Raw genomic sequence first — 23,801 nt, 5'->3', positions numbered from 1 at the left:
CCGGTAACCTCTAAAATTTAAAAACGGTGGATTGATTTTGAAGAGGTACGGGAAGCCGTGAACCCAATAAGATTTTTTTTGCATAGATTGCACTTAATTTGGTTGATTTAAATTGCATGACAGCGTTTATTCCGATCAAGTCTCAACCGGAAGTGGGCTCAATCACTTCCGGTTTTATCTTTTTACAGAAATTTTTTATAAGGGCAGAACGATCAGTTTTCTGCCTTCCAGGCGAAAACGGACGCCGGTGGTTTGCAGGTTGGCGAGCACATCTATGAGCGGCATATTTCTTCCCATCTCTCCATAAAAATAGATATCAGGGATTCCTTTTTCATAGACAACTTCAATGTTATACCAACGCGATAATTGGCGCATTACCTGTTCAAGGTTCGCGTCCTCGAAATTAAAGAGACCATTTTTCCATGCCATTACCTTATTTACATTGGCGTTAGTGACTTTAATACTGTTTACTGCGGTGGAATCAGTAACAGTGTTCATTACCCGGGCTTGCTGACCGGGCTTTAAAATCACGGTATTTTTATACAGTGTGTGATGTGTATTTAAATTTTGGTGGTTTGATGCAGAAAGTACATTTACGGCTACAGATCCTTCCAGGAGCGTGGTGGCAATATCTTGCTCATCTTCATAGGCATTTACGTTGAAATGCGTACCCAGCACCTGCAGCACCGCTTTGTTATTAACGCTTACCAGGAAAGGTTTATCCTGGTTATGGGCTACTTCAAAATAAGCCTCCCCCGTCAGTTCCACTTTCCGGTCATGCCCTGTAAATGCCGTGGGATAACGGATAGAGCTGGCCGAATTTAACCAAACCTGCGTACCATCGGGAAGTGTGATTCCGAATTGCCGGCCTTTCGGAGTGGACATCGTGTTATACGTCGCTTCCTTTCCGGCATTATTATATTGCAACGTTCCATTGATCACTTTTGCGGTGGAGCTGCCGTGAAGTGGTATTACACCATTTTGGATGGTATCCAGCAACAGTTGGGAACCGTCTGCCAGCGTTAAAATGGCCCCTGCTTTTCCTGGTTGGATACCGGCGGCATTGATGGCAACCGTAGCCGGATCCTTGCTTTTCCTGGCTACCAGGAAATAACTTCCTATGCCCAGCACCAGTATGATGGAAGCAGCAATCCATCTCCACTGGTGTAAGAAACGGCTGCGCAATGATACAACCGGCGTATTTTTCTCCTGTCCATCCGGCGAACCCAATATCTTGTTCAATATTGGTTGTCCTGTTTCAGACGTATACCGGCCATCTGTTTGCTCCAACTGCTCCCAATAGGTAGCAATCCAATCGTTCAGCTCCTGGTCGTCTGTACCGGCAGCAATTTGCGCCAATACCTGTTGTGTTTCGTCCTCAGTGGTGTTGCCAGCGAGGTAGCGGGAAAATAGCTCTTGGAAACCAGGTTTTGCCATGTGCGTAACGGTGATTTATATAAGGACGATTCAGTATGACAAAAAGTAGGTAGCCGGACAAAAAAATCAGGAAAAAATTTTCAAAATAATGATGACAGCTACTCCCAGCCCGGCTTTTTCTTTTACATAATGGGTGATGGAATGAACGGATAACTGCATATACGATTTTACAGTGGCTACAGAGATGCCCATCATTTTGGCTATTTCGGCCTGCTTCAGGCGGTTTCGCCTGCTCAGTAAATACACACGTTGCTGTTGCGGAGGGAGCCTGGCAACCGCTTCGTCGATCAGCGTATGATAATCAGGTTCGTCGTCTGCGCTGTTTTTTCTAAGATATTCGGTCTGGTACTGGCTTTCCCGGGCATGCCTTGCAGCTGTTTTACGTAGCGCGTCAATGGCCAGGTGTTTTGCCATGACCCAGAGAAATGGTTTAAACCGGTCCACATACACCAGCGCCTCCCTTCCCATCCAGACTTTTAAAAAAACATCCTGTACTATTTCTTCCGTTAATATTTCAGAGCGGGTTAAACGGAGAATGAGGGTGGAAAGAAGCGGATACCATTCATTAAAAAGCCTGGCAAAGGCCGTTTCATCCCCTTCCGAAACAGATTGAAGCAGTTCTTTCTCGTTATATGGTTGATTGGTTGACAATATCTGAAACTCTTTCTGCGTAAGTTGCAAACTATAATAAAAATCTGAAAAGACAGGATTTAATATCTGCCCAGTAAAGGTGATCTTCTCCTGCCAGCGTTGACCACCAGGTGATTACACCATCATCTTCCGGCTCTCCAAAAAACTTTTAAACATCTGAATGAAAACAGATTATCTTTATAGCACCAACCATCGTATCTATTTTTTATGTCCCAGTATGATATATATACAGATGAGCAATTGATATCGCTGCTTAAATGCAGTGATGAAGCGGCTTTTACTGAAATTTATGATCGCTACTGGAACCAGCTTTACAGATCTGCCTGTCGTAAGAAAGCAGATAAAGAGCAGGCAAAAGAAATTGTACATGATGTATTCCTGGATATCTGGAAACGCCGGGAATCCTTAACCATCAGCCATCTGCCTGCTTACCTGGAACAGGCGGTCCGCTTCAGGCTTATTAATTATATCAATCGTAATAAGGTTCCCGCTTTTTTCGATTTATTCGAAACCTTGCTGTTTTCGCCTTACGAAGCCGACCAGCTATTGAAACAGAAGGATTTTATAAAGCTGCTGGAAGGATGGACGGACGTATTGCCGGAAACCCAGCGCCGGATCTTTATACAATATTTCCTGAAAGAGCTGTCGGTAAAGGAAATAGCCGTTGAAATGAACCTTTCGACCAAAACCATACAGAATAATTTAAGTCTTTCCCTCCGTCATCTGCGTACCCGTTTTGGTACTTTATTAACTATCCTGCACTTTTTTATCTGATAAAGGAAAAAAAATAATTTTTTTCCGGGAAGATGTGTCCTTTTTTGTGACTATACTAAAAAGGCGTTTTATGCAACTTTCTGACTGGCACCAGAAATATTTACTATCCATACTTGAAAAGTATCATGCAGGGCAGGCGAGCCCGGCTGAAGTGCGTTTTGTTGAAAGTTATATGGATAGCCTGGATGACCTGGATAACGGGTCAGACAATATGGAGGATGACAGGGAGTTGCAGGAGGAAATAAAAGCAAAGCTGTTGAAAAGTATTCATCAGCCTGGAACGAAAAAAGAGATGTCCTTTATAAAAACGAAGGTGGTATCGCACCGGCGACGGCTATGGGCATGGGGCGCCGCAGCTGCTATCGCTGCACTGCTGGCGGGCACCGGCATGCATTGGTGGATGCCATCTCTGAAGGAAGCTTCCCCGGTGCTGGCCGCAAAAAAGGATATAGCCCCCGGAAGTAACGGAGCCGTGTTACATCTTTCTGACGGCAGTACAATAGTACTGGACAGTGCAGGTAATGGTACCGTGGCCGTACAGGGACAGGTGAAAGTGGTAAAGGAGAACGGGATGATAAAATACCAGGGAGCAGCAAAGGAAGAATTGTATAACGAGATTGTTACCGATAAGGGTAAACAATGGAGAATGGTGTTGCCGGATGGAAGTGGCGTGTGGCTCAATGCAGGCAGCTCTATCCGCTACCCGCTAAGCTTTAACGGCAAAGAGCGACTGGTGGATATTACCGGTGAAGTATATTTTGAAGTAGTGCACAATGAGAAACAGCCCTTTAAAGTGCGCACGGGCAAATACGTGATTGAAGATATTGGTACGGCGTTTAACGTCAATGCCTATGCCGACGAGCCGGTCATGAAAACGACCCTGATAGAGGGCTTAATACGCATCAACGGAACACTGATGAAGCCCGGAGAACAGGCACAGGGCAGCGCGGGGCAAGAGCAGGTAACTGTAAGTAAAGCGGAGAATCCGGCCGATGCTATGGCCTGGATAAACGGACAGCTTTCCCTGGAAAGTAACAACCTGCAAGCGCTGTTAAGGAAAATTGCACGATGGTATAATGTAGATATAAAAGTCGAGGGAACATTGCCGGAAACCGGCTTTATCGGTATGATTGACCGGAATGTATATTTATCTGATGTATTAAAGGCATTAACTGTTTACGGCGTAAACGCGCGCCTGGAGAACCGGACACTAATCGTTTCCGCTAAGTAGAATTTATTTATCAACCAAAAACCAATTTATATGACAACAGGATAGTTGTAAGCCACCGGTATGCCTGAAAATAAAAGCCGGAAGTGATTACGACTCACCCCCGGCATGATATTCAGGGTACCTTATCAACCAAATCTGCTTAAAGGACCTCGTTTTTAAAGTACCGCCAAACAAACCAAATTTATGAAACTTATTGTTAATGGGAACGCCCCTGTGGGCAGGGGAGCATTATTGTCTCTTTTAATCTGGAAGATCATGCGGCTGACTATATTATTACTCGCCATCGCACTGCATCTGAGCGCTACTACCTACTCTCAGTACATTACTATCAAACAGGAGAATCTGACCATAAAAAATATTCTCAGTGAAATAAAAAATCAGACCGGTTATTCCTTTATCGCTGATAATACTTTGCTGGAGAATAATATGGTGCGTCATCTTCAACTGAAGAATGTTACCATGAAAGAGGCGCTGGATGCTTGTTTTAAGGGACTGCCCTATACCTACCGGATAGAAGATCGCCTTATTATTATCAGGCATATGCCGAATAATATGTTCCCGTCGATTCCGCTGCAGGTGTTAGTGGCCACTACTATCCGTGGCCGCATTACGGACGAAAACGGGAAAGGCCTGCCCGGCGTGAGCGTACGTGTGGAAGGGAAAGCGATGGGTACCATCACCGATGAGAACGGGGAATTTGCGCTGACAGGCGTAGACGAAGACGCAATATTAATGGTCGGCAGTGTAGGTTTTGAAACCCGGAAAATAAAACCGGATGGCAAAAAATTTCTCACCATCGTATTAAAAACAAAAACCAACCAGCTGGATGCGGTGGCGGTGGTATCTACGGGCTATCAAACCATATCAAAGGAACGTGCAACGGGTTCATTTGACGTGATCAGTAAATCGCAGCTCGACAAACCCGCTGTTAATATTGCCCAGCGCCTTATTGGTACCACTGCCGGCATGCAGGCAAAACTGGATGTTGACGGGAACCCTACCTTTGAGATCAGGGGAAAAACCAGTTTATATGCTAATGCCACCCCGCTGGTAGTAGTAGATGGCTTCCCAGTCCAGGGAGATTTCAATTCCATTAACCCTAATGATATAGAAAGCATCACTATCCTGAAAGATGCGGCAGCGGCTTCCATCTGGGGTGCGCGTTCCGCCAACGGGGTAATTGTTGTTACCAGTAAAAAATCTGCCCGCGGCGTTCCGCTCCGGGTGGAGTTCTCGGCATTTACCCGCGTGGGCAGTAAAGTAGATTTGGATTATGTAAATCCACTGGCATCGTCTGCTGAAACAGTGGATTACGAGAAACTCACTTTTAACCGGTGGGGCGCCCAGGTTAACTCCGGCGATCTTGCTTCCAACTATTGGATGCAATGGTCACAGGCAACGGTTGCCCTGAGCGAAAATTATCTCGGCTACCTGTCGGATGCCGACCGCGACGCTGCACTGGCGAAACTGAAAACACAGGACAACCGTTCCCAGATCTCGAAGCATCTGCTGACAAACCCAACGGATCAGCAGTACAATCTTACGCTTTATGGCGGCTCCCAGCGAATGAGCAATGTATTGTCGCTGATGTTCGGGAAAAAACAGTCGAATTTTAAAGGCACCGGCGGAAACAACTACATGTTTAATTACCGCACCAATGCCAATGTATTCAAATGGCTGGACTTCAATGCCTCCGCCATGGTTCAGTACAACGATGCGCATAACAACGGTGTATCACTGGCCGACATACAGGGATTATCACCATACGATATGCTGCTTAACACAGATGGCTCCTATACCAATATCAGCCAATACTACTGGCCTATACTCACGAGGTCTGTACCGATGAATAAATTTCCTTATGCCGACTGGACCTATAATCCGATCCAGGAAGTAGCCAACCGTGATATTACTTCCAAACAGTTAAATGCCCGCATACAGGCAGGACTAACGTTCCGGTTAATGAAAGGGCTGTCTTTCGATAGCAAAATCCAGTATGAGTTGTTTAACACGTTTGACCGCGGCTTATACAACGACAAGACTTTTTATGTAAGAAATACAGTCAACACGGCTGCCAGCTGGGACCAGTCGACCGGCGCCATTACCCTGAACCTGCCAAAGGGTAGCATCCTAACGCAGAGCCGGAGCAAGGGAGAGTCTTATAATTTCCGTAACCAGGTTAACTTCAACCGCGGATTCGGAAAACAGCATGAAGTAAATGTGATCGCCGGTTCCGAAGTAACCAGTTTCGTTACACAAACTTTTGGCAACCCTACCACCTATGGCTATAACGACCAAACCCTTACCCTGGGAAGATTTCCCAACGGACCGGGTGGTACTTTTGCGCCTATTAAAGACTGGATGGGCGACAACCAGTCATTCGCCTACACCAATACTTTTTCCTATGCAACAGAAAGATACTTTTCTTTTTATGCCAATGGCGCCTATACTTTCAGAAACAAATACACCCTATCCGGCAGCTATCGCACAGACGCTTCCAACCTGATTACCGATGATCCGCAATACCGTTATGCTCCTTTCTGGTCTGCCGGTGCGGCGTGGCAATTACAAAAGGAGCGCTTTATGGCCGGCATTTCCTGGGTCGATTGGCTGAATGTGCGGGTGACTTACGGCTTTAACGGCAACGTGGATAAATCCACCGCCTTCCGTCCATTGATCTCCACCACGGCAATACCGGATCTTTATACCCAGGACTTTAAAGCATCCGTTTCCAGCTATGGCAATCCTACGCTCCGCTGGGAAAAAACAGGTATGTGGAACTTCGGGGTTGACTATACGCTTTTCAACAACCTGCTGCATGGTAAGGTAGATGTTTACAATAAAAGTGGAAGGGATCTGATTGCCATATTGTCCATTCCTGCAGTAAACGGTACCACTTCCCAGAAGCTGAACAACGCAGAGATGACTAACCGCGGAATAGAACTCACCATTGGTGCCACCGTTCCTATCAAAGGCAATGATATTGTGTGGAGAGGAGACCTAAACTTTGCCTATAATAAAAATAAAATCACAAAGTTGTTTGTTGCCAACTACGCTGCTTATTCCCTCTTTTCCGGTGGCAGCGGCGCTTATGTGGAAGGGAAAGATGCCAATACGCTCTGGAGTTTCCAGTATGCCGGGGTGTATGACAAACAACCCTACGTAAAGGGTGCAGGAAAAGATATGTACAATTTTACCGGCTGGACACCTGGCGATGGCCGGAATTACATGCAGGATATGGGAACGCTGGTAGCCCCCTATACACTGGGCTGGATCAACTCGTTCAAAGTGTATGACTTTGATGTATCGTTTATCGTTACCGGCAAATTCGGTCATGTGTTTAACCGGATGTCGTTTAACTATCCTGTGCTGTGGGGATCGAGGGTATTGCCCAACAAGAAGCTGGGTGAAGTAATGAATGGCGATCCTATGAAGATAGTACCGCTGCCCCAGAACGATAATGAACCCAGATTTTATTTCTGGGACCGGTTTTATCCTTACATGAACTACCTGGCGGAAAACGCTTCGCATATCCGCATGCAGGAACTGAATATTACCTATCACCTGAAAAACAGGTTAGCATCCGCGATGCACATTGGCGGGCTGCAGTTATATGCACAGGGTAATGATCTTTTTACCATCCTGGCCAACAGCTCGGGAGAAGACCCGGAATACCCGCTGGGCGGGATGAAGCCCCAACCCAAATTTACGTTCGGACTTAAATTAACGCTTTAAATCTGCCATCATGTTTATCAATAAAATATACCGCTTGTTGCCAGCCATGGCTATGCTGACTTTCATTACCTCCTGTGATAAATACCTGGATGAGCCGCCATCTAAAACATCGTCGCTGGTAGTTACCACCACTGACCATTTAAATGCACTCCTCAATAATTATGTCACCTTTTACAGGGAAGGGAACAGGACTGCTATTTACAGCACCGATGATGCGGACCTTCCACTGGACGTGTATAACGCCCGTCCTTCCACCTTTTCCATGGCACAGGTAGAGTTTACGCTGTGGGATATCAATAACCTGCCGGATGATGGCCGGGAATCATTCTGGAGTGGTGAATTCAGTAAAATCTTTAATGCAAACCTGGCGCTTTCTTACGTGGATAAAGTGACCGGCACAGACGAAGAAAAAGCAGAGATAAAAGCGGATGCACATTTCATCAGAGCTTACAGCTACTGGCTGCTGGCCAATACTTATTGCCTGCCTTACACAGATGCCAATAAACAGGAGGCCGGTTTACCTATAAAACTGAGTACCAGTTTTGAAGAACCGGTGGTCAGGCAACCACTGGAGAAAGTATATGAGTTGATCGAATCAGACCTGGCGGAAGCGCTGAAAACGCCTGTATCCTTGTCAGCGAGTGGAACGCCCCGCCATTGGCGGGCCAGCAAAGCCGGGGTAAATGGCTTTGCAGCGCGCTATTACTTAAACCGGAATAATTATGCAGAAGCGTTAAAGCACGCCGATGCAGCACTGGCCGAATACAGCCGGCTGGTGGATTACAACACGGAAATGAGATATGGTATCGACGGAAATATAACGATCAATGCGGGTACACCGAGCGCACAAACCGTGACTATTAAATACCCGTACACGCATAACAACCAGTCCGACATGACCGATATGATAGGCTGGAAGGAATTCCTGTATTTCAGGATGCTGAACCATGAATCGTGGTGGTATATGCCCAGCAAGGCATTACTGGACTTGTACGATCATGATCATGACCTTCGCTATGAATATCATATCGTAGAAAATTATTCTTACGACCGTGGTTTGATCAAACCGGCATATAGCTACCCCGGGTATATTTTCTTTTTTAAAGACAGGATACCTTCGGGACCCACCGTTGCCGAGATGCTGCTGATTAAAGCCGAATGCCTGGCACGGACCGGCAGCATCGGCGAAGCGCTGACCGCTGTGAACACCTTGCGCGCGAAACGCATGAAACCTGGTCCCTGGGTAACCCTTACTGCTGCCACTAAAGATGCCGCTATAAAAATTATCCTGGAAGAACGCCGGCGTGAAATGCCTTTTACCCAACGCTGGTTTGACATCCGGCGGTTGAATAACAATGAGGACCCAACCGATGATGTAATACTGAGCAGAACTTTTTATCCTTACACCAATGCACAGGTGCAAACAGGACAACCTCTCCAGACTTATACACTGCCTAAAAACGGAAGACGTTTTGCAGCACCTCTCCCACAAACAGAGATTATTTCAAGCAATGGTTTAATTGAACAAAACAAATACTAAAAACACTTCCATATGAATTGCAGAAAAATGATGACTACCAGCATAGCCTTACTGCTTTCAGGACTGGCGGCCACGCCTGTTGCGGCGCAACAGGCAACCATGAGCGTAGATAAATTAAAAGCGGTGATCACAAAGTATCCTGATAGCCTGGGGGCGCATCGCCAGTTTATTGAAGCATTCCGTAAAAGCATTCCCAACGCATCTTTTCGCAACGGCGATTCCGTTGTATCGTTACTGAAAGATCAATATGCACAATGGGCAAAACGATTTCCGAAGTCGGCAACGGTGCCTTTCGCCATCGGAGAGGCTTATGCCGATGTGGAAAGCCCGAAGGCCAAACCCTATCTGTTAAAGGCGGTAGAGCTGAATCCCAAACTGGCCGCGGCGTGGAAGGACCTGTCTATTGATGCAGATCGCTGGGGCGATCAGAACGGATCACGGGAATACATGGGGAAGGCATCTGCAGCTGACCCTTCGGATCCCGGTTATGCTTTTTATTATGCCATGGATTTTGAGCATGTTGACGGGCAAAAGTGGCGCACCATGTTGTATGATCTGGCCAAACGTTTTCCACAAAATGAACGCGGCGCCCAGGGATTATACTGGCTCGGCGCCCGGAGCCGCGACACGGCGGAAAAAATAAAAGTATATGAGCAGCTCCGCGCCGCATACCCGCCTGCAAAATTCAGCTGGTCGGCCGGAGGAATGGAAGACCTCTTTAGTATCTACCTGAAAACAGATGCCCGGAAAGCCGCTGCACTAGCCACCGCGTTAAAGGGCCAGGAAGGCTGGGGCACAAAAGATACGCTGGCGGGAAAAATTATTGCAGCCAATACGTATATGGAGCAGCAGCAATTCAGGGAAGCAGCCGACCTGCTGGCAGGATTGAAATCGCCGCGGTACGGAAGACAACAAACTTTCATTACCCTGCTGAAAGCCAGGGCGGAACATGGTATGGGAAATACAAAGGATGCTTACAATGCACTTGCTACCATATATGCAAAGGACCCAACAGATGATGTACGGAGTGAACTGGAAGTGTACGGAAAGGCGCAGGGAAAAGATCCGCAGCAGATCGATAAAGACATATGGCAGATAAAAGAGCAGACGATTAAACCTGCTCCTCCTTTCAATCTCGGGTTGTATACTTCATCCGGAACTGCTTCCCTGGAAGATTACAAAGGGAAAGTAGTACTGCTCACCTTCTGGTTTCCCGGCTGCGGCCCCTGCCGCGGCGAGTTCCCTCATTTCCAGAATGTGATGGATAAGTTTAAAGGACAGGAAGTAGCTTACATCGGTATCAATGTTTCACCGGACCAGGATGATTATGTGTTGCCGTTCATGAAAGGAACAGGGTATTCCTTTACCCCGCTGCGGGCTACAGACGATTGGGCCGCCAAGGTATACAAAGTACGCGGAGAGCCTACTAACTTCCTCATCGATCAAAAGGGACAGCTGGTGTTTACAGATTTCCGGATAGACGGAAGTAATGAGCGGACACTGGAACTGATGATCCGTTCGGTATTGGACAGAAAATAATTTTAGGACGGCCGGGAGATATAAATTTTTCCCGGCCCTTTTTTTGCCCGGAGATCTGATTGTGTTAACAGACTTATTTGAGATACCTCTCAGCCGGCATTACTACCCCGCCTCTTTGATGCTCCACGGCTTTGTAGCTGGAAGGATCTCCCGGATCTCCTCCGGTATATTCAGGAAATTGAGGATAAGGATAAACCGGTCGTTGAAACCTGAATAATGAATCGGCGCCGCAACAACCCAAAGCAGCGGCAATAATTTTAGCCGGAGCCACCCCTTCTTCCACCCACTTCACCAGCGCCAGCAAAACATCGTGTTCACTGTCCTGTTTTACAGCGGTCCGGAGATTTTGTCCGAAATCATTGATGCCTGGTCCGCCACCACAATGTCCCATACCCGGTATCAAAAAATATCTGAAAAAATGCTGCGTTTTTTTCAAACTTCCCTGCAGATGTATGACCCGCTCATAGTAGTTAATCGCATCCGGATAGGGAACAAGAGCATCCGCTGTTCCGGTATACATAATAAGTTTGCCACCGGCTTTTTTAAAGCTGCCCAGATCCGGATTGTTGGCGTTAAGCACCGGCGCAAGCATGGAGTCTACCACCGCCTGGTGTTTATCAAAATCAAAGCTGCGGTAATCAAAATCAGCTCCCAAAGCCCAGCGGTAAGGATACAACAGGCTCGCAGCTCCTTTAGGGCTTTGCTGAAGTTCAAGTCCGCCTCCGGAGTTTTCAGTTCCGGGAGGGGGCGCAGCATAGATCTGCTCTCCCGTACGTGGATTCACCGGGCCCAGATATATTCTTTTTAAGGCGGTCAACTGCGCTTCGGTCAGACGCGGGCCTTCCTCATTTCTTCCGCGTTTAAAAAGCTCACCAGGATCGAATCTGGCAAGTCTTGGATCAGTAAGGAAACTGTCGGATGGCGCTCCGCCATCCTTACCGGCATATGCGGAAACAATTGTTTTTGTCATATACGCCAGGTCCGCCGGTGAATACCGGTTTCCCGGAGCTTCATTGATGGCGTTATAGTTTAACAGGAACCCGGTATGTAAATGCGTGCGGTTATTTGCCGGCGCTCCTGCAATGATGCCGTTATAATCGCCGGGGTATCGCTGCGCCTCCATCAATGCCTGCTGCCCACCGGTTGAACAGCCCACAAAGTAGGTATGATGCGGCGCCTTACCATAATATGCTTCCACTATCTGTTTGGAAACAACCGTCATCAAATGAGTGGAACGATAACCGAAATCCGCCCATCGTTCCGGGTGATTAACAGCGGAATCCACGCCAGGTGAGGTACCCATGTCTGTATTAGCCGTTGCAAACCCCTTTTTTATTCCGTTGGCCAGCCTGTCATAAATAATGGTGCCGCCACCTCCGCCATTGCCCGTCCCTAAAAACCTGCCGTTCCAGCTATTGCGGGGCATCCACAGTTGAATTCTTATATTGGATACAGGTGTTGGTTTAAGTGTTATGGCAACGAGGCAAAATGCCGGTAAACCGGTAAATGTTGTTGTTGAACCAACCGGCTGGTAAGAGCCATCATTGATGTATTGAATATCCGTGATAGTTAACCCCGGTATTTTTAGTGCAAGTATTTTCTGCCGCAGGCTGTCTGTTGCAGTGGCAGGATGCCTGGCTTCTGCAGTTATCAAACCCAATAAGGCTATAAGGAATATACCGGCGTGTATAATGGCTCGTAGCATAGCTTTCATAAAATTGTATAACGTGGCGGGTTGCACTATAAACACTGAAGGATGCCGGAACAATTCACGGCACCAGCGTTATTTACTGCACCCAAAATACAAATTCACGGATATTGCCGGCTAATTTTTTTGTTGATATTATTGCGGGAGTCTCTTCGACGACTCCCTTACAATCAACGTCGTTTTCAGCGATTTCAGTACTGGTGAGTAGTCTTCTCCCTTATTTATAGTATCCAGCAATATTGCTGCTGCCGACCTGCCGATATCTGCTACCGGCTGCTGAACGGTGGTGAGCGCCGGTTCAATCACTTCTGATATAGGATCGTTGCTGAAGCCAACAATGCCAAGCTCGGAGGGGATATCTATTTTCCTTTTTTTGGCAACCAGCATCAGTTGAATGGCTACCGGATCGTTCACACAAAAAACAGCATCCGGCCGCTGTTTCAGGTTCAGTAACTTTTCAGCGCAATGGATGGCATCTTTTTTTGAGAGATTGCAATGGACAACCAATTCTTCTTTAAAAGGCAGGTGATATTTTTCCAGTGCATCCCGGTATCCTCTTAGCCGGTTATGTGTTATCAGTAACGCAGGCGGACCGCCTATATGTGCAATATTGCGATAGCCGTTTTTAATAAGATGCTCCACGGCTTTAAGCGCTCCCTCGTAATCATTAACAAGCACCTTGGAGGTATTCATTTCATCGCAGATCCGGTTAAAGAAAACCACGGGAATGCCATGCCGCTCAAATGCCTTAAAATGGTCGAATTTTTTGGTTTCCCTTGTCATGGAAATCAACACGCCATCAACCCGGTTTGCCAGTAGTACATTGGCATTGGCTACCTCTGTTTTATAGGATTCCTGCGACTGGCAAATGATAACGTTATAGCCCGCCTCCGCAGCAACCTGTTGTGCGCCCATGATTATGGTAGGGAAAAAATACGTCAGGAACTCAGGTACGATAATACCAATGGTGTTGCTTTTACTTTTTACAAGACTTTGAGCCAGCAGGTTGGGCTGATAATCAAGCTGCCTGGCCATCTCTAATACCGCTGCTTTTGTTTGCGGATTGATATCCCCATGTTCATGCAGTGCCCTGGATACTGTAGACTTGGATATGTTCAGCGCTTTGGCAATGTCAACGATCGTGGTCATGTGCTTCTTAAGCTGCCGCATATCCACAGAATTTTCCCCTGGAAGTGTGAAATAGATATTACAATCCTTACAATAATAGCGCTGTTTCCCTCTTACAATACCAGATTTTGTGATCGTGTGTACTTGACTGCACCGGATACATTTTATCATTAAAACAGAAGAATTTTAAATTGGTCGTACTAAATAAAGTGCTTTTGCCCGTTTGTCTGCCACGCTCCCGTTACTCCGTGACTACCGGTATCGTTTGCGGTATCGTTCCCGGTAGATTCTGTTTTCCCGGAAGCTGGAAATTCTTTCATTGTTTAATATTCTTCTCTAACATTGCTTTACCACTTATGACTAATGTTTTATAAAAGTTAAAGACGCTTACGTTATGAAAAAAACAAGCTCCTTGTTTAAATCACGGGATCTTTTCAGGATCCTGCTGCTTGTACCTTTTTCCCTTTTTGCGCTGCCAACAAATGCACAATCCGTTTTGCCAACTGTTTCAGGCAAGGTGGCGGATGAGAATGGGCAGGCATTGCCGGGCGCCACTGTTGCGGTAAAAGGTACATCAAAAGGAACGGTCACCAGCAGCACCGGCACGTTTACATTAAAAGAGGTAACCTCCAACGCTACCATTACCGTTTCGTTCCAGGGGTATGTAAATACCGCTATTGCAGTCCGCGGCCAATCATACCTGACAGTGATCTTAAAACCTGATATTAGTAAACTAAGCGATGTAGTGGTGGTTGGCTATGGCACTCAACGCAAAGCGGCATCTACAGGGTCCATCGCATCCGTTAAAGCGGCGGATATTACGCAAACACCTGTTACGAATGTGGCCCAGGGCCTGGCTGCCAGGGTACCCGGCGTACAAATTACGCAAAATAATGCGGCCCCGGGAGGTAATATCAGCGTACGTATACGCGGCACCAATTCCATCAACGGCTCCTCTGAGCCACTCTATATTGTTGACGGTATCCAGATCTCCAACACCGGCGGCGTAAATGATGTAAGCCCTTTATCCACCATCAATCCAAATGATATTGAATCGGTGGAAATATTGAAAGATGCATCCTCCACTGCGATTTACGGCGCCAGGGGCGCCAACGGCGTAGTGCTCATCAGCACCAAACGCGGGAAGATCGGCGTTACGAGGGTGCAGCTGGATGTTTACCAAGGCGTACAAAACATTACCAAAGAACTCTCAATGCTCAACGCAACACAGTTTGCTCAACTTGAAAATGACGTTTATAATTCCCCGATATACACCGACCCGTCTTCCCTGGGAAAAGGAACCGACTGGCAGGATGTCGTTTACCGCAAGGCCGGCATACAAAACTACCAGGCATCCGTAAGCGGTGGTTCGGAGAAAACACAGTTCTCTTTATCCGGCAACTTCTTCAATCAGGAAGGTATTATTATTTCTTCGGATTTCAAGCGCTATTCTTTAAGGGCAACGCTGGATCATAATATCAGCAAACGCTTTAAAGTGGGCACAAGCCTGGTTAGCAGCTATACCATCAACAATAACATTCCAACGGGTATAAATAATATTGACGGGGCACTTGTAACCCAAAGTATTATAGGCGCCACCCTTGGCGCACCTCCTACCCTGGTGCCATACCGGGAAGACGGCAGCCTTTATCCTTTTGCAGACCAGTTCAATAGCCGTTACCGGGAAATTGCCAACCCGGTTGGGCTGACGAATATCCTTAACCGCAATACCATTAAACGCACGCTCTCCAATGTATATGCGGAGGCTCAGATCATCGACGGGTTAAGCTACCGGGCCTCCTTCAATGCAGATATTGGCAGCACGCTGAACGATTATTATTCACCCCTTAGTATTCTTGGTAAAGCGGAAGTTAATGCCAATTCAGGTGTTGCTTCCAAAGGAAACATCAATACTACCAACTGGTTGCATGAAAGCATTCTTACCTATAATCGCCTCTTTGGAGATCATTCGCTCAAGTTCACGGGTGTGTATGCGATTCAAAGTAATTTATATAACGACAATATCATCAATGCAAACGGCTTTCCGAATGATGCCACCAGCAATGAAGCCGTTCAGCTGGCGGTAAACAGAACGGTACTCAGCAGCCGTACCAAAGAAGCACTCAATTCGTACATGGGGCGTATCAACTATGGCTATGCCAATAAATACTTCCTCGATATCACTGCCCGTTATGATGGCGCCTCCAAGTTCGGAGAAAACCACAAATGGGGCTTCTTCCCGGCCATAGCCGGCGCCTGGCGGATCATTGAAGAACCTTTCCTGAAAAACAGCCATTTGTTCAGCGATCTGAAATTAAGGGCCAGCTACGGCCGTACAGGAAACGCCGGAGCCATTGCACCGTACCAGTCACTGTCACTTGAAAATTCCGGAAGTAATTATCAGTTCAATCATATCTATACAGTAGGTATCAGCCCCACAGGTATTCCCAATGCTGACCTGCGGTGGGAGAAATCAACCCAGGCCAATGCGGGTCTTGACATCGGCCTGTTCCAGGACAGGCTGACCATTGTGGTGGATTATTATAATAAGGAAACAAAGGACCTGCTGTTTGTGAAGAACTTACCACTTTCTTCGGGGTATAACGCCATCACCGGCAACTTCGCCAGCATCCGGAACAAAGGCGTGGAAATTGCCGCCGACGCCAGGCTGTTTACCGGGAAATTCAAATGGAACGTCAATGCAAATGTTTCCGTAAACCGCAACCAGCTTTTAAGCCTGGAGGGCGGTACAAATGAATACGTGCTGAGTCCTTACAGCGTGCTCAAAGTAGGGCAGCCGCTTGGTATCTTCAAAACCTATGTATTTAACGGCATTTATCAAACCGGCGAAACCGTGATACCCGGCAGCGGAAGCAGAACGGGCGGTGTAAAAGTAGCGGATCTGGATAAGGACGGGCAAATTACCGGGGCGGATCAAAGGATCACCGGCGACGCAAACCCCTCCTATATCTTTGGATTTTCTTCCAACTTCAGCTACGGCCATTTCGACCTGTCGTTCTTTCTTTCAGGCGTGCAGGGCAACAAGATCTTTAACCTCAGCCGCTATACGTTTGAAAACGGTTTGGGTGGAAGAAATGTGTTGTCGGGCATGGTGGACCGGTGGTCGCCCACAAACCCCAGCAATGAATATGCGAGCGGCTTCCAGGGAGGCAGAATACCGGTATCGGACCGCTTTGTAGAAGATGGCTCCTATATACGCATGAAAAATATCACCCTTGGTTATAAACTTCCTGCTGTAAAATATATCAGCAACGCAAGGCTGTATGTTAGCTGCAACAATCTTTTCACCATCACCAACTATAGTGGCTATGATCCCGAAGTAAATTCCTTTGGCGGTTCAAACACACAGATCGGGGTTGACAATCTCGTTTATCCCATGGCAAAGTCTTTCATCGTTGGCTTACAGGTTGGTCTCTAAAAAATGATATTTATGCAAACAAAGAAGAATATACAATTCCTGCTTGCCGGTTTACTACTAATGCTTGTGCAAACATCCTGCAATAAGCTCACAGAAAGCCCTTACTCTTCCATTTTTACTGATAACTTCTATAAGACGGCATCAGATGCAGAAGCGGCGTTGACAGCAGTTTATGGGCCACTTGGCGGTATATATGGCACCGCCGGCACCGGGGCATCAGACTTCAGCGCAGACCAGATCTATCCCCGGCCCGTAGTAGGCAGGGATACGTACACGCTTTTCAGTTATGATCCAAACTATACTACTCAAAAAAGTTTCAACAGGCAGTTTGAATCTCCTCAGCAAATCTGGCAATCCTGTTACCAGGGTATCGAAAAAGCAAACTGGGTTTTGCTGCGCGTACCTGACACCAATATGGATACGGCAAGAAGATCAGTTATTCTGGGAGAAGCATATTACCTGCGTGCCTTTTATTTATGGATGCTTACCAAAAATTTTCGTGACGTAGTAGTTAAAACAACACCCAGCACTAATATTGATACCGCTATCATTGGCAAAACCATGCAGGCCGATGTCTTTAAACAGATATACCAGGACCTTGAGCAGGCCATTGCCAAACTGCCCTCCTATTCTGCCAGTATCCAGAAAGGCAGGCCTTCAAAAGAAGTAGCGCTGGCACTGTACGCAAAAACAGCATTGTATGCACAGGACTGGTCAACCGCACTGGATAAAGCAAAACAAGTGCTGAACTCCGGCAAATACAACCTGATGCCGGACGTGCTGGATGTCTATAACGTTACCAAGGAGGACGCCGCCAGGCAGGAAAACATGTGGGCGCTTGAATGCGAAAGCACTTCGCCGGGCATTTCTACACAGATTATCAGCTTGTTTGGCCCTAAGAACAGCGACGGACCGCAATATGCTGCCTCCACTTTTGGCTCTGCATTTGCGTACCAGTCTTTCTTTAACTCATTTAACCCGGCAGACCGCAGGCGGTTGTTGCTGGACACCAATTATATCAACAGGCAGGGAAAGGTAGTAGCACAGAAAGATATTACACCTATCACGCCACAAGGCGTACTGGTTAAAAAATATATGGACCCGAATTCTATTGGCGGAAATGGGGCTGTTAACATACCCATTCTGCGCCTCGCAGATGTTTACCTGATTGCCGCAGAAGCATCGGCACAGCAAAACGGTCCATCCAGTGAGGCATATGGCTATATTAATACCGTCAGGAGCAGGGCCGGCCTTCCCGGTTTAACAATCGGATTGAGCAAAGCGCCGTTTGTTGATTCTGTATTGCAGGAACGCAGCTGGGAACTCTTTGGAGAAGGCGACCGTTGGTATGACCTGACCAGGACCAATACTTTTTTACAGGTGATTCCAAAAGCTGTAAATAATGTATTCCCTGTCCGGACGCCACAGGCAAAAAACCGTTACTTTCCCATCCCGCTGGATGAAATCAATGCGAACCCGAAACTCGAACAAAATCCTGATTGGAAATGAGATGGATAATAACCGCTGTTTGTTTTCTTACTTTACAGCCTGCATTGGCGCAAAAGAAAACGCTGTTCCTGGCTGCCGGCCAAAGTAATGCCGTTGGCCAGGGAGACAGCACCGCTTCTGTACACTGCACCGCCGGAACTGCTTTTGAATATCGGTTCTCGGGCGACACCCTGCTTGCTTTAAAAGATCCTGCCGGGCATCGTGAACTACAGTTTGAAAAAGCCAACAGCGGCAGCGCCTGGCCGGCTTTCGCAAAAGCCTACCACGACCTCACAGGAAGCCAGGTGGTGATTGTGCCGGCAGCAAGGGGCGGAAGCTCCTGCCATTATAAAGCGGAGTTAAATAACTATGGCACCTGGGATAACAGGGGCAGGCTGCCATTGTTCGACAGCGCCATTGTAAAGGCCAGGGCGGCCGCCAGCAAAACAGGCTTGCCAGTTGCAGGAATTTTATGGAGCCAGGGAGAACGGGACGCCAATGCCATTAATGCACAACAGCTTTCTCCGGATGAATACGAGCAGCAGCTGACATGGCTGATCAATCAATTCAAAGCGGCGCTTGGTAACCAGGTGAATTTCTATATGATACAAACCGGCCATTACCTCAACCATCCGGCTAAGGGTTTTGATATTGTACGTAAGGCACAGGAAAATGTTGCCCGAAAAATGAAGCATGTATTCATTGTGTACTCTCAAACAGACAGCTTTAAAGAAAAAGGATGGATGAAGGATGAGATACACTATAATCAAACCGCATTAAATAACATCGGAGCAGCAGTTGCAAAACAGGTTGCACTTAAAGGAAAAAAGTAAACATGAAAGGAATATTATTTTGTTTGTTACTGGTCATTCCATTCTTACTCTTCGGACAACGCCGCACTGATAACAGCTTAAACAGTGAATGGAAGTTTGCCGCAGATCCTATAAAAGTGGGAGAAAAAGAGGGATGGCAGGATACATCATTTGCAACCGGCAGCTTTGATAAAGTAAAAGTGCCGCATTGTTTTTCTACAGATACCCGGTACTTCTTTTACACCGGCACGGCATGGTATTTTAAGCAATTTGAAGCCGCTGCACCAGGCGACAATCACGTGTTCCTGAAATTTGACGCTGTTTTCTATAAAACAAAGATATGGCTGAACGGCACGCTGGTGGGTACCCACGAAGGCGGCTATACGCCGTTTGAATTTGACATCACCGCGTTGCTTAAAAGCAGGAATACACTGGCAGTACAAGTGGATAATTCCTGGGATACCACCACCATCCCCGGCGCTAAAACTCCTGTCCCCTATTCAGCTGCCAATCACCGCCAGTTTTATCCATGGATCAATTACGGCGGCATTACCAGGCCGGTACATCTTGTTACGCGGCCTGCTACATATATCAGCAACAGTAAAATCATTGCCATTCCTGATCTGAAAAAGGGAGATGCAACCATCAGGATAAAAGCATTCATCCGGAACAACAGTACAACTGCCATTACTTCCGCAGTGAATGCCGGTGTTTACCGTAACGGGGCCAAAAGCAGTATCCGCTTTAAGCCTCAGCAGGTAAAGGTGGAACCAGACAGCGTTGTTTCGGTGGAGATGACCGGCACCCTGCCCGCATCGGAAGTGGCTTTATGGAGCCCCGACGCACCTGCATTGTATAGTGCAGCCATTGTTTCCGGTAAGGATACCGTTGAAACAAGATTTGGCATCCGGAAAATTGAAGTGAGTGGCACTAAACTGCTGTTGAACGGCGAACCCTTAAAAATGGGCGGGTGTAACAGGCCGCTGGATTATCCCGGCTATGGTTCCATGGATCCCGACGAAGTACTGGAAAAAGACCTGACAATGATTAAAAGCGGTGGTATGGAGCTTTCCCGTATTAGTCACTACCCGGTACCGGAAACCATGCTGGAATGGGCGGACAAACACGGCCTTCTCATTATTGTAGAAGCGGGCAACTGGCAAATGACACCCAAACAAATGAACGATCCCCTGATGCGCAATAAGTTCCGGTCACAGATGAGGGAAATGATGGAGCGCGACTGGAATCATCCCAGCGTCATCGCTTATAGTGTTGGCAACGAATTTCAGTCACAAACGGAAGAAGGCAAAGCCTGGGTACGTGATATGAGCAGTTATGTAAAATCGCTGGATGACTCACGCCTTATCACCTTCGCCACCATGCTCCTGGGACGTGAGGATATCAGGAAGCCCGAAGATGAAGCATCACAATACGTTGACTTCGTGAGCGCAAATATTTATGGGGGTCACCTGAAAGTGCTGCAGCATATACATGCGCTGTATCCTTCAAAACCTGTTTATGTGAGTGAGTTTGGCATAAGAACAGATGCGGTTGGATCTGAAGAAGACCGGATCGCCTATCTCAAAAAAGCGATGCAGGATTTCCGGCAATGCGATTATTTAATAGGCGCCTCTGTGTGGACCTTCAATGATTATTTCAGCCGCTTTCCCAGCACCAATGCAAACGGATACCGGCCATGGGGACTGGTAGCGCCAGACAGGACACTGAGAGGCATGTACACGGCGTGGCAGGAAGAATTTTCTCCTGCAACCATTGAGCTTGTTAATAAAACCGCGGGGCGGGCAGGCATCCGTATTACCGCAAGAAAAGATTTCCCCTCATACACGATGAAAGGTTACCAGTTAAAATGTAACGGAACCTATATACCTGTAAAAACCCTGCATCCCGGCGAGAGCGTGGTGCTTAATGTTGACCTGGCCGGGGAAACAGCTGATGTTGCGCTGATAAAACCAGGCGGTTTTACGATCATCCAAAAAACCCTTAAATAATGATAAGATCAGAAAGCGCGGATAAACGTACATTCCCACTTGTAAAACTAAAGGCCGATCTGATTGTAACGGGCGGCGGACTGTCCGGTGTTTGTTGTGCTGTTACCGCTGCAAGGCATGGGCTGCAAGTAGTGCTTGTACAGGACAGGAGCGTGCTGGGTGGTAATGCAAGCAGTGAAATCCGTTTATGGATCCTGGGGGCCACCTCCCACATGGGCAACAACAATCGCTGGGCAAGGGAAGGCGGCGTTGTAGACGAGATACTGGTGGAAAACATATACCGGAACCCGGAAGGCAACCCGGTGATCCTGGATGCGATATTACTCGACAAAGTAACCAGCGAACCCAATATAACATTGTTGCTGAATACGGCTGTTTATCATGTAGAGAAACAGGACAGTACAACTATCTCCTCATTAAAAGCTTACTGTAGTCAGAATCAAACGGAATACGATTTAACGGCGCCACTGTTCTGTGATGCCTCCGGCGACGGTGTGGTAGGCTTCCTCTCCGGCGCAGCATTCAGAATGGGTGCAGAGTCCAAGGAAGAATTTAATGAACTGTTTGCACCAACAAAAACCTATGGCGAACTACTTGGCCATTCGCTTTATTTCTATTCAAAAGACACCGGCAAACCCGTAAATTTTATTCCTCCCTCCTTTGCCCTCAACGATATTACACAGATACCCAGGTTCCGGAGCTTTAACTCGCAGGAATACGGCTGTAAACTATGGTGGATCGAATACGGCGGACGTATGGATACCGTACACGACACAGAGAAAATAAAATGGGAGCTTTGGAAAATAGTATATGGCGTATGGAACTACATCAAGAACTCAGGCAATTTTCCGGAAGCAAACACTTTAACCCTCGAATGGGTAGGCATGATACCCGGCAAAAGAGAGAGCCGGAGGTTTGAAGGCGACTATATCTTAAAACAGCAGGATGTTGTAGAACAACGCCTGCATGATGATGCCGTAGCTTTTGGTGGCTGGAGCCTCGACCTGCATCCCTCGGACGGTATTTACACTTCGGGGCCTGGCTGCAACCAGTGGCACAGCAAAGGCATTTATCAGATACCTTTCCGCAGTCTTTATTCCAGGAATATCCATAACCTGTTGCTGGCAGGCCGTATTATCAGCGCATCGCATGTGGCGTTTGGCTCAAGCCGCGTAATGGCCACCAGCGCATATGTTTCGCAGGCATCGGCCATGGCGGCTGTGCTTTGTACCTCGCTGGGATGCACGCCTGCTTCCCTTCATAATAGTGGCAGCATCCCCAAACTGCAGCAATTGCTGCTGCGCAGCGGACAATATATTCCGGGTGTACTGTCAAAAGATGAAGAGGATATTGTACAACAGGCAGCCATTACAGCCAGTAGTGAACTGTTGCTTTCGGCGCTGGAAGAAGATATGGCGCCGGTACCGCTTGATGTTTCCGTAGCGCAAATGATTCCGGTAAACGCAGGAAAACTGCCGGCCATTCAGCTGCATGCGTACAGCGATGAAACAACTACCCTGCATGCTGAAATAAGAACCTGCTCCCGCACAGGCAGTTATACGCCGGATACTTCTATTGCTGCTTTTGAGTTTGCCATTCAGCCCGGTAGGAATTGCATACAGCTGATATCCGGTGCTACCGTTGAACAATCGCAGTATGTATTTATTATGCTTCACAAAAACCCGCTGGTAAAGATCAGCAGGTCAGATAAAAGGATCACCGGTATCCTGTCTGTTTTTAATACGGTTAACCCTGCCGTTTCCAATTATGGCAAACAGGAGGCGCCCGATGGCATTGGCATAGACAGCTTTGAGTTTTGGTGCGCCCAGCGCAGACCGACAGGGCAAAATATTGCGCTCCGGTTTGACACCCCTTTGCAGTCATTTGGCCCTGCCAATATACGGAATGGCTTTGCAAGGCCCACTACGCAACCCAATGCATGGGTGGCCGATCCTAGTGACACAGATCCCACGCTGACCCTGACCTGGAAAGCGCCAAAGCATATTAAAAAACTGATCCTTTCTTTTGATACAGACTTTGATCACCCGATGGAATCTGTACTGATGTCGCACCCGGAAAATGTGATGCCGTTTTGCGTCCGCAACTATGCCATCTTTGATGAAAATGGCCGCCAGGTGTATGAAAAAAAGGATAACTACCAGACAAGGAACGAGATTAATTTTCCCGACGCCATAGTCACTTCGAGCCTTACTATCAAAACCACGCATCCTTCGGCCAGCACTCCGGCAGCCATTTTTGAAATACGTTGCTTTGAATAAGGTGTTCTGATGTGCGGATGACTACCTGTGA

Annotated in this window: 14 protein-coding genes; 10 read left to right on the top strand and 4 right to left on the bottom strand. The window is 47.3% G+C overall.

All coding sequences use genetic code 11. From position 1 onward, the window contains the following. Nucleotides 1-195: 195 nt before the first annotated feature. Nucleotides 196-1,437 carry a FecR family protein gene (locus AB6805_RS11395; RefSeq protein WP_370909551.1) on the bottom strand — a complete coding sequence of 414 codons (1,242 nt, stop codon included), beginning with the start codon at nt 1,435-1,437 and terminating at the stop codon, nt 196-198. 66 nt (nt 1,438-1,503) lie between these two features. Then, nucleotides 1,504-2,088, bottom strand: a complete 585-nt coding sequence (locus AB6805_RS11390; RefSeq protein WP_370909550.1) for an RNA polymerase sigma factor — start codon at nt 2,086-2,088, stop codon at nt 1,504-1,506. A gap of 207 nt (nt 2,089-2,295) precedes the next feature. Between AB6805_RS11390 and AB6805_RS11385 the strand changes: the two genes are divergently transcribed. The 5 genes from AB6805_RS11385 (at nt 2,296) to AB6805_RS11365 (ending at nt 10,907) form a co-directional block, all read left to right on the top strand. Then, nucleotides 2,296-2,862 carry an RNA polymerase sigma factor gene (locus AB6805_RS11385; protein ID WP_370909549.1) on the top strand — a complete coding sequence of 189 codons (567 nt, stop codon included), beginning with the start codon at nt 2,296-2,298 and terminating at the stop codon, nt 2,860-2,862. A gap of 70 nt (nt 2,863-2,932) precedes the next feature. After that, entirely contained in the window at nt 2,933-4,093 is a 1,161-nt protein-coding gene (locus AB6805_RS11380) for a FecR family protein (RefSeq protein ID WP_370909548.1), read from the top strand. 183 nt (nt 4,094-4,276) lie between these two features. After that, complete coding sequence (locus AB6805_RS11375; protein ID WP_370909547.1) at nt 4,277-7,828, top strand: SusC/RagA family TonB-linked outer membrane protein; 3,552 nt, start codon at nt 4,277-4,279, stop codon at nt 7,826-7,828. A gap of 10 nt (nt 7,829-7,838) precedes the next feature. Continuing rightward, nucleotides 7,839-9,368 carry a RagB/SusD family nutrient uptake outer membrane protein gene (locus AB6805_RS11370; protein WP_370909546.1) on the top strand — a complete coding sequence of 510 codons (1,530 nt, stop codon included), beginning with the start codon at nt 7,839-7,841 and terminating at the stop codon, nt 9,366-9,368. 12 nt (nt 9,369-9,380) lie between these two features. After that, nucleotides 9,381-10,907, top strand: coding sequence for a redoxin domain-containing protein (locus AB6805_RS11365; RefSeq protein ID WP_370909545.1), 1,527 nt, complete (start codon nt 9,381-9,383; stop codon nt 10,905-10,907). A 73-nt stretch (nt 10,908-10,980) separates the two neighbouring features. Here the strand turns inward: AB6805_RS11365 and AB6805_RS11360 are convergent, their stop codons facing one another. Then, nucleotides 10,981-12,612: a tannase/feruloyl esterase family alpha/beta hydrolase gene (locus AB6805_RS11360; RefSeq protein ID WP_370909544.1), complete on the bottom strand. Its 1,632-nt coding sequence runs from the start codon at nt 12,610-12,612 to the stop codon at nt 10,981-10,983. A gap of 138 nt (nt 12,613-12,750) precedes the next feature. After that, complete coding sequence (locus tag AB6805_RS11355) at nt 12,751-13,785, bottom strand: LacI family DNA-binding transcriptional regulator (RefSeq protein WP_370909543.1); 1,035 nt, start codon at nt 13,783-13,785, stop codon at nt 12,751-12,753. Between the two features lie 352 nt (nt 13,786-14,137). On the opposite strand from AB6805_RS11355, the gene AB6805_RS11350 reads away from it, so the two are divergent. The 5 genes from AB6805_RS11350 to AB6805_RS11330 are packed head-to-tail and all read left to right on the top strand — an operon-like array spanning nt 14,138 to nt 23,770. Beyond that, on the top strand, nt 14,138-17,182 hold the full coding sequence (locus tag AB6805_RS11350) for a SusC/RagA family TonB-linked outer membrane protein (protein WP_370909542.1): 3,045 nt from the start codon (nt 14,138-14,140) through the stop codon (nt 17,180-17,182). A gap of 12 nt (nt 17,183-17,194) precedes the next feature. Continuing rightward, the gene (locus AB6805_RS11345) at nt 17,195-18,691 is read left to right on the top strand and encodes a RagB/SusD family nutrient uptake outer membrane protein (protein ID WP_370909541.1); all 1,497 of its coding nucleotides are present in this window, start codon (nt 17,195-17,197) and stop codon (nt 18,689-18,691) included. Then, on the top strand, nt 18,688-19,503 hold the full coding sequence (locus AB6805_RS11340; protein WP_370909540.1) for a sialate O-acetylesterase: 816 nt from the start codon (nt 18,688-18,690) through the stop codon (nt 19,501-19,503). Before AB6805_RS11345 ends, AB6805_RS11340 begins: the two co-directional genes overlap by 4 nt. A 2-nt stretch (nt 19,504-19,505) precedes the next feature. Beyond that, nucleotides 19,506-21,491 (top strand): glycoside hydrolase family 2 protein, encoded by a 1,986-nt coding sequence (locus AB6805_RS11335; RefSeq protein WP_370909539.1) that lies wholly within the window; start codon nt 19,506-19,508, stop codon nt 21,489-21,491. Further along, nucleotides 21,491-23,770, top strand: coding sequence for an FAD-dependent oxidoreductase (locus AB6805_RS11330; RefSeq protein WP_370909538.1), 2,280 nt, complete (start codon nt 21,491-21,493; stop codon nt 23,768-23,770). The genes AB6805_RS11335 and AB6805_RS11330 overlap by 1 nt, the downstream gene beginning before the upstream one ends. Nucleotides 23,771-23,801 lie beyond the last annotated feature (31 nt).

It is taken from the genome of Chitinophaga sp. RCC_12 (assembly GCF_041360695.1).
GTDB lineage: Bacteria > Bacteroidota > Bacteroidia > Chitinophagales > Chitinophagaceae > Chitinophaga.
Note: the sequence above shows the minus strand (reverse complement) of the source record. Positions and strands in the feature narration are given on the sequence as shown.

What these genes read in the sequence shown, in the direction of transcription:
- AB6805_RS11395 (WP_370909551.1), bottom strand. Translation starts at nt 1,437, where the DNA reads ATGGCAAAACCTGGTTTCCAAGAGCTATTTTCCCGCTACCTCGCTGGC.
- AB6805_RS11340 (WP_370909540.1), top strand. Translation starts at nt 18,688, where the DNA reads ATGAGATGGATAATAACCGCTGTTTGTTTTCTTACTTTACAGCCTGCA.
- AB6805_RS11370 (WP_370909546.1), top strand. Translation starts at nt 7,839, where the DNA reads ATGTTTATCAATAAAATATACCGCTTGTTGCCAGCCATGGCTATGCTG.
- AB6805_RS11355 (WP_370909543.1), bottom strand. Translation starts at nt 13,785, where the DNA reads ATGCGGCAGCTTAAGAAGCACATGACCACGATCGTTGACATTGCCAAA.
- AB6805_RS11350 (WP_370909542.1), top strand. Translation starts at nt 14,138, where the DNA reads ATGAAAAAAACAAGCTCCTTGTTTAAATCACGGGATCTTTTCAGGATC.
- AB6805_RS11345 (WP_370909541.1), top strand. Translation starts at nt 17,195, where the DNA reads ATGCAAACAAAGAAGAATATACAATTCCTGCTTGCCGGTTTACTACTA.
- AB6805_RS11380 (WP_370909548.1), top strand. Translation starts at nt 2,933, where the DNA reads ATGCAACTTTCTGACTGGCACCAGAAATATTTACTATCCATACTTGAA.
- AB6805_RS11335 (WP_370909539.1), top strand. Translation starts at nt 19,506, where the DNA reads ATGAAAGGAATATTATTTTGTTTGTTACTGGTCATTCCATTCTTACTC.
- AB6805_RS11330 (WP_370909538.1), top strand. Translation starts at nt 21,491, where the DNA reads ATGATAAGATCAGAAAGCGCGGATAAACGTACATTCCCACTTGTAAAA.
- AB6805_RS11385 (WP_370909549.1), top strand. Translation starts at nt 2,296, where the DNA reads ATGTCCCAGTATGATATATATACAGATGAGCAATTGATATCGCTGCTT.
- AB6805_RS11365 (WP_370909545.1), top strand. Translation starts at nt 9,381, where the DNA reads ATGAATTGCAGAAAAATGATGACTACCAGCATAGCCTTACTGCTTTCA.
- AB6805_RS11375 (WP_370909547.1), top strand. Translation starts at nt 4,277, where the DNA reads ATGAAACTTATTGTTAATGGGAACGCCCCTGTGGGCAGGGGAGCATTA.
- AB6805_RS11360 (WP_370909544.1), bottom strand. Translation starts at nt 12,612, where the DNA reads ATGCTACGAGCCATTATACACGCCGGTATATTCCTTATAGCCTTATTG.